Genomic DNA, 13,344 nt, shown 5'->3' on the forward strand with positions numbered 1-13,344 from the left:
ATAGGCAGTGGACAGAGCGGAAAAACGCGAACTCGTCACGGGCCTGAACGACGCCTTCAAGGGCGCCGGTTCAGTGGTCGTGGCCCACTATGCCGGTATCACCGTGGCGCAGATGAACGACCTCCGGTCGAAAATGCGCGCTGCGGGCGGCACCGTCAAAGTCGCGAAGAACCGTCTCGCCAAAATCGCTCTTCAGGGCACGGAATCCGAGAGCATCATCGATCTGTTCAAGGGACAGACGCTGGTCGCCTACTCGGATGATCCGATTGCGGCGCCGAAGGTCGCCTCCGATTTCGCCAAGGGGAATGAGAAGTTGATCATTCTCGGCGGCGCGATGGGTTCGACCTCGCTCAACGTCGATGGGGTGAAGGCCTTGGCCACGCTCCCGTCGCTCGACGAGTTGCGCGCCAGGCTGGTTGGCATGATCGCCACGCCGGCAACCCGGATCGCCCAGATCGTCAATGCGCCAGCGGCTTCGGTCGCGCGCGTCATTGGCGCTTACGCCCGGAAGGACGAGGCGGCATGAGGCCGTTCTTCGCTATCACCAACACACGTTCAAACCTAGTGAAGGAATACAACAATGGCTGATCTCGCAAAGATCGTAGATGACCTTTCGAAGCTGACCGTCCTTGAGGCGGCCGAGCTTTCGAAGCTCCTGGAAGAGAAGTGGGGCGTTTCCGCCGCTGCTCCGGTTGCGGTTGCCGCCGCCGGCGGTGGTGCTGCCGCTGCCGCTCCGGTCGAAGAGAAGACCGAGTTCGACGTCGTTCTGACCGACGCCGGCGCCCAGAAGATCAACGTCATCAAGGAAGTCCGCGCCATCACCGGCCTTGGCCTCAAGGAAGCCAAGGACCTGGTCGAGGCGGCTCCGAAGCCGGTCAAGGAAGCCGTTTCCAAGGCCGATGCCGAGAAGTTCAAGGCCCAGCTCGAAGCAGCCGGCGCCAAGGTCGACCTGAAGTAAGCGTTGCGTCAGGCGGACGGCCGAAAAGCCGTCCGCCGATCCCGCCGGCGGGGGGGCCGGGCAGGGACGCCCGCGTCGCGGGGCAAGTCATGGGGAACCTCTTTCCTGAGGGCCGGGATACGGCTTTCAGGAAACGGGTTTTTCACCGTTTTTACGGGTCGCGGCGGTGATCCGGAGATATTCGCAAGGCGCGTGCAGGCCGAGGCCGCGCCCCGAGAAGAGCAAGCAAGGAGCGACGATGGCCCAGACCCTTACATTCAATGGCCGCAGACGCGTTAGAAAATTCTTCGGAAATATCCCCGAAGTCGCGGAGATGCCGAACCTCATAGAGGTTCAGAAGGCTTCGTATGACCAGTTCCTGATGGTGAAGGAGCCTGAAGGCGGGCGTCCCGACGAGGGGCTGCAGGCCGTCTTCAAGTCGGTGTTCCCGATCTCCGACTTCTCCGGTTCCTCGATGCTCGAATTCGTCAAGTACGAGTTCGAGGGTCCGAAGTTCGACGTCGACGAGTGCCGTCAGCGCGACCTGACCTATGCGGCGCCGCTCAAGGTGACGCTGCGCCTCATCGTGTTCGATATCGACGAGGATACCGGCGCCAAGTCGGTGAAGGACATCAAGGAGCAGGACGTCTACATGGGCGACATGCCGCTCATGACGCTGAACGGCACCTTCATCATCAACGGCACCGAGCGCGTGATCGTCTCGCAGATGCACCGTTCGCCGGGCGTCTTCTTCGACCACGACAAGGGCAAGTCGCATTCCTCGGGCAAGCTGCTGTTTGCAGCCCGCGTCATCCCCTATCGCGGCTCCTGGCTCGACATCGAGTTCGATTCCAAGGACGTGGTGCACGCCCGCATCGATCGCCGCCGCAAGATTCCCGCGACGAGCCTGCTGATGGCGCTTGGCATGGACGGCGAGGAGATCCTGTCGACCTTCTACAACAAGATCACCTACAAGCGCTCGAAGGACCACTGGCGCATCCCGTTCGCGGTCGAGCGCTTCAAGGGACTGAAGGCCGTCAACGACCTCATCGACGCCGACAGCGGCGAGGTCGTGGTCGAGCAGGGCAAGAAGATCACCGCCCGCCAGGCCAAGCAGCTTGCCGACAAGGGTCTGAAGGCGATCAAGGCGACCAATGATGACCTGCTCGGCAGCTACCTCGCCGAGGACATCGTCGACTACAAGACCGGCGAAATCTTCCTCGAGGCCGGCGACGAGATCGACGAGAAGACGCTGAAGGTTCTGCTCGAGGCCGGCGACAAGGAAATCAAGATCCTCGACATCGATCACATCAACATCGGCGGCTACATCCGCAACACGCTGGCGATCGACAAGAACGAGAGCCGGCAGGATGCCCTGTTCGACATCTACCGGGTCATGCGTCCCGGCGAGCCGCCGACGCTCGAGACCGCCGAGGCGATGTTCAACTCGCTGTTCTTCGACGGCGACCGCTACGACCTTTCTGCAGTCGGCCGCGTCAAGATGAACATGCGCCTGGAGCTCGACGCCGAGGACACCGTGCGCGTGCTGCGCAAGGAGGACATCCTTGCCGTGGTCAAGACGCTGGTCGAGCTGCGTGACGGCAAGGGCGAGATCGATGACATCGACAATCTCGGCAACCGCCGCGTGCGTTCGGTCGGCGAGCTGATGGAGAACCAGTACCGCGTCGGCCTGCTGCGCATGGAGCGCGCGATCAAGGAGCGCATGAGCTCCATCGAGATCGACACCGTGATGCCGCAGGACCTGATCAACGCGAAGCCCGCCGCTGCCGCGGTGCGGGAGTTCTTCGGCTCCTCGCAGCTGTCGCAGTTCATGGACCAGACCAACCCGCTCTCGGAAATCACCCACAAGCGCCGCCTGTCGGCGCTTGGGCCGGGCGGTCTGACCCGCGAGCGCGCCGGCTTCGAGGTGCGCGACGTGCACCCGACGCATTACGGCCGCATCTGCCCGATCGAGACTCCGGAAGGCCCGAACATCGGCCTGATCAACTCGCTCGCGACCTTCGCCCGCGTCAACAAGTACGGCTTCATCGAGACGCCGTACCGCAAGATCGTGAACGGCAAGGTGACGATGGACGTGACCTATCTGTCGGCGATGGAGGAGGCCAAGCACTACGTCGCGCAGGCCAACGCCGAGCTCGACAAGAAGGGCCAGTTCGTCGACGAGTTCGTGATCTGCCGCCACGCCGGCGAAGTGATGATGGCTCCGCGCGAGAACGTCGACCTGATGGACGTCAGCCCCAAGCAGCTCGTTTCGGTTGCCGCGGCGCTGATCCCGTTCCTCGAGAACGACGACGCCAACCGCGCTCTGATGGGCTCGAACATGCAGCGTCAGGCCGTGCCGCTGGTGCGCGCCGAGGCTCCGTTCGTAGGCACCGGCATGGAGCCGATCGTTGCCCGTGACTCGGGCGCCGCCATCGGCGCCCGCCGCGGCGGCGTGGTCGACCAGGTGGACGCGACGCGTATCGTCATCCGCGCCACGGAAGATCTCGATCCGGGCAAGTCCGGCGTCGACATCTACCGGCTGATGAAGTTCCAGCGTTCGAACCAGAACACCTGCATCAACCAGCGTCCGCTGGTGCGCATGGGCGACAAGGTCAACAAGGGCGACATCATCGCGGACGGTCCCTCGACCGATCTCGGCGATCTGGCTCTCGGCCGCAACGTGCTCGTCGCGTTCATGCCGTGGAACGGCTACAACTACGAGGACTCGATCCTGCTCTCGGAGAAGATCGTCTCGGACGACGTCTTCACCTCGATCCACATCGAGGAATTCGAGGTCATGGCCCGCGATACCAAGCTCGGGCCGGAGGAAATCACGCGCGACATTCCGAACGTCTCGGAAGAGGCGCTGAAGAACCTCGACGAGGCCGGCATCGTCTACATCGGTGCGGAAGTGCAGCCGGGCGATATTCTGGTCGGCAAGATCACGCCAAAGGGCGAAAGCCCGATGACGCCGGAAGAGAAGCTGCTGCGCGCCATCTTCGGCGAGAAGGCCTCGGACGTGCGCGACACCTCGATGCGCATGCCTCCGGGAACCTTCGGCACGGTCGTCGAAGTGCGCGTCTTCAACCGCCACGGCGTGGAGAAGGACGAGCGCGCCATGGCGATCGAGCGTGAGGAGATCGAACGCCTCGCCAAGGACCGCGACGACGAGCAGGCGATCCTCGACCGCAACGTCTACAGCCGTCTCTCCGACATGCTGAAGAACAAGGAGGCCATCGCCGGCCCGAAGGGCTTCAAGAAGGGCACCAAGCTCAACAAGGATGTCCTCGACGACTATCCGCGTTCGCAGTGGTGGCAGTTCGCCGTCGAGAACGAGAAGCTGCAGGGCGAGATCGAAGCTCTGCGCGGCCAGTACGACGAGTCCAAGAAGGCGCTCGAGCAGCGTTTCATGGACAAGGTCGAAAAGGTGCAGCGCGGCGACGAAATGCCTCCGGGCGTCATGAAGATGGTCAAGGTCTTCGTGGCCGTGAAGCGCAAGATGCAGCCGGGCGACAAGATGGCCGGCCGTCACGGCAACAAGGGCGTCGTGTCCAAGATCGTTCCGGTCGAGGACATGCCGTTCCTCGAGGACGGCACCCATGCCGACATCGTGCTCAATCCGCTGGGCGTGCCGTCGCGCATGAATGTCGGCCAGATCCTGGAGACGCATCTGGGCTGGGCCTGCGCTGGCATGGGCAAGAAGATCGGCGAGTTGATCGACGCCTACAAGGCGGCTGGAGACATCAAGCCGCTGAGGAAGACGCTCGAACACCTGATCCCGGCCAACGACCGCAACGAACCGGTCCGGCAGTACGACGACGAGTCGATCGTGCGTCTCGGCGAACAGATGCGGCGCGGCGTTTCCATCGCCACGCCGGTGTTCGACGGCGCGCATGAGGAAAACATCAACGAGATGCTGACCGAGGCCGGCCTGCACACCAGCGGCCAGTCGACGCTCTATGACGGGCGCACCGGCGAGGCTTTCGACCGCAAGGTGACGATGGGCTACATCTATATGCTCAAGCTTCACCACCTGGTGGACGACAAGATCCACGCGCGTTCGATCGGCCCGTACTCGCTCGTCACCCAGCAGCCGCTGGGCGGTAAGGCGCAGTTTGGCGGCCAGCGCTTCGGCGAGATGGAGGTCTGGGCGCTCGAAGCCTACGGCGCCGCCTACACGCTGCAGGAAATGCTGACCGTGAAGTCGGACGACGTGGCGGGACGCACGAAGGTCTACGAGGCGATCGTCAGAGGCGACGATACGTTCGAGGCGGGCATTCCGGAGAGCTTCAACGTTCTCGTCAAGGAAATGCGCTCGCTGGGCCTCAACGTCGAACTCGAGAACACCAAGCTCGACGATGCGCCGGCCCGGCTGCCCGACGCGGCAGAGTAAACGATCAAGGCGCGCTGCGGCTAAACCCGCGGCGCGCCGGACGAATTCCAGGGCGCGAAACAACGCCCGCAGGCAAGACTACCCGTGACGGCGGCAAGGGCTGCGGAGCTCGCCGAGGGTCACGAAAAGGGCGGCATCGCCCGTTATTGAACCGGAAATGGGGTTCCCCGACCCCGCAAAGGAGAACGGCATGAACCAAGAGGTCATGAATCTCTTCAATCCCCAGACGCCCGTGCAGGTGTTCGATTCCATCCGGATATCGCTCGCGAGCCCTGAAAAGATTCTGTCCTGGTCGTTCGGCGAGATCAAGAAGCCGGAGACCATCAACTACCGCACGTTCAAGCCCGAGCGTGACGGCCTCTTCTGCGCGCGCATTTTTGGCCCGATCAAGGACTATGAGTGCCTATGCGGCAAGTACAAGCGCATGAAGTACAAGGGCGTCATCTGCGAGAAGTGCGGCGTCGAAGTCACGCTGAGCCGCGTGCGCCGCGAGCGCATGGGCCATATCGAGCTCGCCGCTCCGGTCGCTCACATCTGGTTCCTGAAGTCGCTTCCGTCGCGCATCGGCACGCTGCTCGACATGACGCTGAAGGACATCGAGCGCGTCCTCTATTTCGAAAACTACATCGTCACTGAGCCTGGCCTCACCGCGCTGAAGGAGCACCAGCTGCTCAGCGAAGAGGAGTACATGCTGGCCGTCGAGGAATATGGCGAGGATAGCTTCACCGCCATGATCGGCGCCGAGGCGATCCACGACCTGCTCGCCGCGATGGACCTCGAGAAGATCGCGGGCGAGCTGCGTACCGAGCTTGCCTCGACCACCTCCGAGCTGAAGCAGAAGAAGTACCTGAAGCGCCTGAAGGTCGTCGAGAACTTCATGGAGTCCGGCAACCGTCCGGAGTGGATGATCATGAAGGTCGTGCCGGTGATCCCGCCGGACCTGCGCCCGCTGGTCCCGCTGGACGGCGGCCGCTTCGCGACGTCCGACCTGAACGACCTCTACCGCCGCGTCATCAACCGCAACAACCGCCTGAAGCGGCTGATCGAGCTGCGCGCGCCTGGAATCATCATCCGCAACGAGAAGCGCATGCTTCAGGAGGCGGTCGATGCATTGTTCGACAACGGCCGCCGCGGCCGCGTCATCACCGGCGCCAACAAGCGCCCGCTGAAGTCGCTCAGCGACATGCTGAAGGGCAAACAGGGCCGGTTCCGCCAGAACCTGCTCGGCAAGCGCGTCGACTATTCGGGCCGCTCGGTCATCGTGACCGGTCCGGAGCTCAAGCTGCACCAGTGCGGCCTGCCCAAGAAGATGGCGCTGGAGCTGTTCAAGCCGTTCATCTACGCCCGCCTCGACGCCAAGGGTTACTCCTCGACCGTCAAGCAGGCCAAGAAGCTGGTCGAAAAGGAAAAGCCGGAAGTCTGGGATATCCTCGACGAGGTCATCCGCGAGCATCCGGTGCTGCTCAACCGCGCGCCGACGCTGCACCGCCTCGGCATCCAGGCGTTCGAGCCGATCCTGATCGAAGGCAAGGCGATCCAGCTTCACCCGCTGGTCTGCACGGCCTTCAACGCCGACTTCGACGGCGACCAGATGGCCGTCCACGTCCCGCTGTCGCTGGAGGCCCAGCTCGAAGCCCGCGTGCTGATGATGTCGACCAACAACATCCTGCACCCGGCTTCCGGCGCGCCGATCATCGTGCCGTCGCAGGACATGGTTCTCGGCCTCTACTACCTGTCGATCGTCAACGAGAACGAGCCCGGCCAGGGCATGGTGTTCGCCGACATGGGCGAGCTTCAGCATGCGCTCGAGACGAAGGCGGTGACGCTGCACGCCAAGATCAAGGGCCGCTTCAAGACGGTCGACGCCAAGGGCAAGCCCGTGTCGAAAATCCACGACACGACACCCGGCCGCATGATCATCGGCGAGCTCCTGCCGAAGAACGTCAACGTGCCCTACGAGACGGCCAACCAGGAGATGACCAAGAAGAACATCTCCAAGATGATCGACACCGTCTACCGTCACTGCGGCCAGAAGGAGACCGTGATCTTCTGCGACCGCATCATGGCGCTCGGCTTCAGCCATGCCTGCAAGGCCGGCATTTCGTTCGGCAAGGACGACATGCTGATCCCGGAGACCAAGGCCGGCGAAGTCGAACGGACCGAGGCGCTCGCCAAGGAATACGAGCAGCAGTACAATGACGGCCTGATCACCCAGGGCGAGAAGTACAACAAGGTGGTCGACGCCTGGGCGAAGTGCTCGGAACGCGTCGCCGACCAGATGATGGCCCGCATCAAGGCGGTCGAATTCGACGACAACGGCCGTCAGAAGCCGATGAACTCGATCTACATGATGTCGCACTCCGGCGCCCGCGGGTCTCCGACCCAGATGCGCCAGCTTGCCGGCATGCGCGGCCTGATGGCCAAGCCGTCGGGCGAGATCATCGAGACGCCGATCATCTCGAACTTCAAGGAAGGCTTGACCGTTCTCGAGTACTTCAACTCGACGCACGGTGCCCGCAAAGGTCTTGCCGACACGGCTCTGAAGACCGCCAACTCCGGCTATCTGACGCGCCGCCTCGTCGACGTGGCGCAGGACTGCATCGTCAACTCGGTCGACTGCGGCACCGACAAGGGCCTCACCATGCAGCCGATCGTCGATGCGGGCCAGGTCGTGGCTTCGCTGGGCGCACGCGTTCTGGGACGTACCGCTCTCGACAACATCACGCATCCGGTGACCGGCGACGTGATCGTCAAGGCCGGCACGCTGATGGACGAGCGCGACATCGAGCAGATCGAGAAGGCCGGCGTTCAGGCGATCCGCATCCGCTCGGCGCTGACCTGCGAGGTCAGGACCGGCGTCTGCGCGGTCTGCTACGGACGCGACCTCGCGCGCGGCACCCCGGTCAACCAGGGTGAAGCCGTCGGCGTCATCGCGGCGCAGTCGATCGGCGAGCCGGGCACGCAGCTCACCATGCGTACCTTCCACATGGGCGGCACGGCGCAGGTGGTGGACTCATCGTTCCTCGAAGCCTCGTATGAAGGCAAGGTCGAGATCCGCAACCGCAACGTGGTGCGCAACTCGGACGGCCAGAACATGGTGATGGGCCGCAACATGGCGGTGCTGATCCTGGACGAGGCCGGCAAGGAGCGCGCGACGCACAGGCTGACCTATGGTTCGCGCCTGTTCGTCGACGATGGCGACAAGGTGAAGCGCGGCCAGCGCATCGCCGAGTGGGATCCCTATACCCGCCCGGTGCTGACCGAGGTCGCCGGCAAGGTGGTGTTCGAGGATCTCGTCGATGGCATCTCCGTGCAGGAGACCACCGACGAGTCGACCGGCATCACCAAGCGTGAAGTCATCGACTGGCGCTCGACGCCGCGCGGTTCCGATCTCAAGCCGGCGATCGTCATCCATGACGCCAAGGGCAAGGTCGGCAAGCTGGGCAAGGGCGGGGACGCCCGCTTCCAGCTCTCGGTCGAGGCGATCCTTTCGGTGGAACCGGGCGCCACCGTGCGCCCTGGCGACGTGATCGCGCGTATTCCGATGGAAAGCGCCAAGACCAAGGACATCACCGGCGGTCTGCCGCGTGTGGCCGAGCTGTTCGAGGCGCGTCGTCCGAAGGATCACGCCATCATCGCCGAGATCGACGGCACGATCCGCTTCGGGCGCGACTACAAGAACAAGCGCCGCGTCATCATCGAGCCGCACGACTCCACGCTGGAGCCGGTCGAGTACCTGATCCCGAAGGGCAAGCCGTTCCACCTGCAGGACGGCGACGCCATCGAGAAGGGCGACTACATCCTCGACGGCAACCCGGCGCCGCACGACATCCTGGCGATCAAGGGCGTGGAGGCTCTGGCCTCCTACCTCGTCAACGAGATCCAGGAGGTCTACCGGCTGCAGGGCGTGTTGATCAACGACAAGCACATCGAGGTGATCGTTCGCCAGATGCTGCAGAAGGTCGAGATCACCGTGCAGGGCGACTCGACCTACATCCCGGGCGACCATGTCGACGTGATCGAGCTCGAGGAGATCAACGAGCGACTGATCGACGAAGGCAAGAAGCCCGCCGAAGGCCAGCCTGTGCTGCTCGGCATCACCAAGGCTTCGCTGCAGACGCCGTCCTTCATCTCGGCCGCCTCCTTCCAGGAGACGACGCGGGTGCTGACGGAAGCGGCGGTCGCCGGCAAGACCGACATGCTGCAGGGTCTCAAGGAGAACGTCATCGTCGGCCGCCTGATCCCGGCCGGCACCGGCGGAACGATGAGCGCCATCCGGCGCATCGCGACGTCGCGCGACGAACTCATCCTCGACGAGCGCCGCAAGACGTCCGGCGTGGAAATTGCCGAGCCGATGCTCGCCGACATGACCAACGCCGCCGAGTAAAAGGGCGGCGTCGACAATGCGAATTGAAAGGGGCCCGTCCGGGCCCCTTCTGCTATCTGCTGTCCGATGAAATTTCGCGAAGAACGCCAATGAGCGTCCTTTGTGCGTTCGGACGGACGTAAGGCGATCTAGTGAGATTGTCGACGCGGCAGATCCGCGGCGCAACCTTCGCGTTCCGCCAGCGCATGAAGCCTGCGATCAAACGTCCACAGCTTCGCGCCGTCCGTTACCAGAGCCGACGCAAGAAGGTGAGCATCCAGATAACCGATACCACCGCCAAATAGCGAACGCTGCTCGATAAGCTCAAGCACTTCGACCTCGGCCGCAACTATCGCTGTCGGCAGATCGGACAATTTCGACAGAAATTCCTGACGGCCCTTGATCGATCCGACCGCGAGTTCGCCAATGATGAAAGGATGCGTCAACACCACGTCGTCTTTGATCAGTCCGAGCAATGAGGGATTGGTAGTGCGCAGATGATCGATCCACACCGAGGAGTCGACCAGGATCATTCTTGTTCATTGTCCGGACGACGCCGGCGGCCGGCCGTGGCGTTCGGATCGCTCCCGCCAAGGCGCGCCAGACGGCGTGCCGCTTCCCTTTGCACCAGAGCTTCCAGACCCATACGGATCAAGGTCGCCCGCTCCTTTACTCCCGTATAGTTCTGAGCCTTCGCGACCAGTTCGTCGTCGAGGGTAACTGTCGTGCGCATGATGCATGCTCCCATCTGCATCAAATATTGCATCATTTGATGCAGATTTCAATGCCGGAAACTCGCCGCTCTCAATCGAAGAACGCCTCCACCACATTCCGCTTGCCGAGCATGAAGGCGTCGGCGACGTGCTGGAGCGGCGCGAGGTCGGCGTCGGATTTGCCGGCCCGCACGATCTCGGCGAAGCGCCGGTAGAGCATCGGATACTCCTGTTCGGGTTCGTCGTGGACCACACGGCTGTCGATCGCGAGCTTGGCGCCTCCGGCGGACAGCAGCATCCGGCCGGCGTCCGTCTCGGCCGTGATGTCCCAGGTCTGGGGGCCGGTCTGGCGCCAGTCGAAGACAGCCGCGACCGGCTGGCCGGTCGATGTCAGGAAATCGATCCGTGCGGCGATCGGCGCGTCGCGGTTGTCAGGAAAATCGAGGGCGCATGAGACGACGAACATCGGTGGCAGTATGTGGGTGGCGATCGACAGCGCGTTGATGCCGGGGTCGAACACGCCGAACCCGCCGGCGCGCCAGATCCAGTCCTGGTTCGGATGCCAGCGGCGGACATCCTCCTTCCAGTCGATGGCGACCGATCTGATCCGCGTCGAGGCGAGGAAGGCGCGGGCGGCTTCGACGGCCGGGGCGTAGCGCGAATGCCAGCTGGCGAAGAGGGAAACACCCTTTGCCGTTGCCAGCGCCTTGAGGTCTTCCACTTCGCTCACCGTCGCGCCGGGCGGCTTTTCAAGGAAGACGTGCTTGCCTGCCTCAAGTGCCGCGCGCGCCGCTTGGTGACGGACCTGGGGCGGCTGGCAAAGCGAAACCGCGTCGATCTCGACATCAGCGGCGAGCATCTCCTCGATGGTCGCGAAATTGGCGACGCCGTCGACCGTCGCGTTGCGGCTGGCGGCCGCGACGAGTGCGTAGTCCTTGTTTCTCGCTATTGCTGGCAGATGCTGATCGCGGACGATCTTGCCGACGCCGACGATGCCGAGCCTGATGGGCGCTTCTGCTGATGGCATGGAATATACCCCGGATTGATTTTCGGGAGGTGACTAGCAGAAGCTGGGCTTCGCGCAAGCGGCGAACGCAGCCGGCAGAGCAGGCGCCGATCGGTTCGGGCTCAAGCATCGGGGCGGTACAGACCCATTCCGCCTGGTGGAGGCGCGCCGTCCCTGCTGAGGCGGCTGCGCGTTCCGCTTCCAAACAGGCATGCCGGCTTCAGCGTTCGTCCTTCACCATGACGATCGAAACCTCGCCTTCGAGCGCACCCTGCCAGGCCGACAGATGCGGCTCCTCCTCGGGCTCGCCCTCAATGTCGCCGATCTGGTCGAGCTCGGCCTCGGCGTAGCCTTCACGGGTGAGGGCGGTCAGCGCCGTACGGACAGCGGTGTCGTCGTCGGGTGCGGCCAGAAGCACATGGACGCCCTCCCATCCGCCGGCCTTCGAACGACGCACGCGGCCGGTGATGATCGTGACCGGGCGCTCCTCATTGTCGTTCATTGCTTTGATTCCCCGAGCGGTGATTCCCTCGCGCGCCGGTCCGTACATTGGTCCATATCGTGGGGAGATTCGCATGCCGGGGCATTTTCGCATGATCGGCGCAAGCGCAACAGGCGAAAGCTGGTCACAATGTGTTTCGCAGGAGCGGGATCGCGCAAGAAAATGTCGCGCCCTTGCGCCGCCGCCCGCATGTGGCTATGTGAGCGGAGAAATCGCGGCATCGGGGTTGACGCTTCAGGGCGTTGCGAGTAGAAGCCGCGCAATCTGAGCCGATGTGAGGTTTTGCTTTCCAGGGCGGCTCGCCCCGGAGTTTGCCTCAAACAGGGTTCGTCTTACGAGCGACTGAACATTTCCGGCATGCATGAAGCGGCTCCCGCTTCCTCTGCTTTTTGTTCGGGCAGGACCGCGATCCGCGGTTTGTGGCCCGAATTTGCGTATGGAAATGGGCCAGGGGCCCGGAAGCGAGACGAGCCTTGACGGGCTTGAGACACGGAATTGAGAGACAAGAGGGTTTAATGCCTACCGTCAACCAGCTGATCCGCAAGCCGCGCCAGGCGCCGGCGACGCGCAACAAGGTCCCGGCCATGCAGCAGAACCCGCAGAAGCGGGGCGTCTGCACACGCGTCTACACAACGACGCCGAAGAAGCCGAACTCCGCGCTGCGCAAGGTTGCGAAGATCCGCCTGACCAACGGCTTCGAGGTGATCGGCTACATCCCCGGCGAAGGCCACAACCTTCAGGAGCACTCCGTGGTGATGATCCGCGGCGGCCGCGTGAAAGACCTTCCGGGCGTCCGCTATCATATCATTCGCGGCGTGCTCGATACGCAGGGTGTGAAGAACCGCAAGCAGCGCCGCTCGAAATACGGCGCCAAGCGTCCGAAGTAAGGGTTTCCCGGCTTCGGCGCTTTTTTTGTGCGCCGGGCTTGAGACAAGAGAGACAACAGCATGTCCCGTCGTCACAGTGCAGATAAGCGTGAGATCAACCCGGACCCGAAGTTCGGCGACCTCATCGTCACCAAGTTCATGAACGCCGTCATGTACGACGGCAAGAAGTCGGTCGCCGAGACCATTGTCTATGGCGCGCTCGACCAGGTGCAGGCCAAGACCAAGCAGGAGCCGGTGACGGTCTTCCATCAGGCGCTCGACAACGTCGCGCCGCATGTCGAAGTCCGCTCCCGCCGCGTCGGCGGCGCGACCTACCAGGTTCCGGTCGACGTCCGCCCCGAGCGCCGCCAGGCGCTGGCGATCCGCTGGCTGATCGCAGCCGCCCGCAACCGCAACGAGACCACCATGGTCGATCGCCTCTCCGGCGAGCTGATGGACGCGGCCAACAACCGCGGCACCGCCGTGAAGAAGCGTGAAGACACCCACAAGATGGCGGAAGCCAACCGCGCCTTCGCGCACTACCGCTGGTAAGCGGCG

The 13,344-nt window shown here is 63.5% G+C and carries 10 protein-coding genes; 6 read left to right on the plus strand and 4 right to left on the minus strand.

What is annotated here, in order from left to right; all coding sequences use genetic code 11:
- Window positions 1-7 precede the first annotated feature (7 nt).
- The 4 genes from rplJ to rpoC all read left to right on the plus strand — a co-directional run bounded on the left by rplJ (window position 8) and on the right by rpoC (window position 9,720).
- A complete protein-coding gene (rplJ, locus tag ABLE71_RS24155; RefSeq protein WP_348786038.1) occupies window positions 8-526 on the plus strand; it encodes a 50S ribosomal protein L10 in 519 nt (172 codons plus the stop codon).
- A 54-nt stretch (window positions 527-580) separates the two neighbouring features.
- Entirely contained in the window at window positions 581-958 is a 378-nt protein-coding gene (gene rplL / locus ABLE71_RS24160) for a 50S ribosomal protein L7/L12 (RefSeq protein ID WP_348786039.1), read from the plus strand.
- A gap of 238 nt (window positions 959-1,196) precedes the next feature.
- Window positions 1,197-5,333 carry a DNA-directed RNA polymerase subunit beta gene (rpoB, locus tag ABLE71_RS24165; RefSeq protein WP_348786040.1) on the plus strand — a complete coding sequence of 1,379 codons (4,137 nt, stop codon included), beginning with the start codon at window positions 1,197-1,199 and terminating at the stop codon, window positions 5,331-5,333.
- Between the two features lie 190 nt (window positions 5,334-5,523).
- Entirely contained in the window at window positions 5,524-9,720 is a 4,197-nt protein-coding gene (rpoC, locus tag ABLE71_RS24170; protein WP_348786041.1) for a DNA-directed RNA polymerase subunit beta', read from the plus strand.
- 128 nt (window positions 9,721-9,848) lie between these two features.
- Here rpoC and ABLE71_RS24175 read toward each other — a convergent pair whose 3' ends face one another.
- The 4 genes from ABLE71_RS24175 to ABLE71_RS24190 all read right to left on the minus strand — a co-directional run bounded on the left by ABLE71_RS24175 (window position 9,849) and on the right by ABLE71_RS24190 (window position 11,920).
- Entirely contained in the window at window positions 9,849-10,232 is a 384-nt protein-coding gene (locus ABLE71_RS24175; RefSeq protein WP_348786042.1) for a type II toxin-antitoxin system VapC family toxin, read from the minus strand.
- Window positions 10,229-10,432 (minus strand): type II toxin-antitoxin system VapB family antitoxin, encoded by a 204-nt coding sequence (locus ABLE71_RS24180; RefSeq protein ID WP_348786182.1) that lies wholly within the window; start codon window positions 10,430-10,432, stop codon window positions 10,229-10,231. The genes ABLE71_RS24175 and ABLE71_RS24180 overlap by 4 nt, the downstream gene beginning before the upstream one ends.
- Before the next feature lie 71 nt (window positions 10,433-10,503).
- Window positions 10,504-11,439 carry a Gfo/Idh/MocA family oxidoreductase gene (locus ABLE71_RS24185; RefSeq protein WP_348786043.1) on the minus strand — a complete coding sequence of 312 codons (936 nt, stop codon included), beginning with the start codon at window positions 11,437-11,439 and terminating at the stop codon, window positions 10,504-10,506.
- A gap of 199 nt (window positions 11,440-11,638) precedes the next feature.
- Window positions 11,639-11,920, minus strand: coding sequence for a transcriptional regulator (locus ABLE71_RS24190; RefSeq protein WP_348786044.1), 282 nt, complete (start codon window positions 11,918-11,920; stop codon window positions 11,639-11,641).
- Window positions 11,921-12,435: 515 nt separating this feature from the next.
- Here ABLE71_RS24190 and rpsL point away from each other — a divergent pair.
- Both rpsL and rpsG read left to right on the plus strand, forming a co-directional pair.
- Window positions 12,436-12,807, plus strand: coding sequence for a 30S ribosomal protein S12 (gene rpsL, locus ABLE71_RS24195; protein WP_106775706.1), 372 nt, complete (start codon window positions 12,436-12,438; stop codon window positions 12,805-12,807).
- A gap of 60 nt (window positions 12,808-12,867) precedes the next feature.
- Window positions 12,868-13,338 carry a 30S ribosomal protein S7 gene (gene rpsG / locus ABLE71_RS24200; protein ID WP_348786045.1) on the plus strand — a complete coding sequence of 157 codons (471 nt, stop codon included), beginning with the start codon at window positions 12,868-12,870 and terminating at the stop codon, window positions 13,336-13,338.
- Window positions 13,339-13,344 lie beyond the last annotated feature (6 nt).

Source organism: Mesorhizobium sp. KR9-304, from assembly GCF_040049215.1.
Classification (GTDB): Bacteria; Pseudomonadota; Alphaproteobacteria; order Rhizobiales; family Rhizobiaceae; genus Mesorhizobium_K.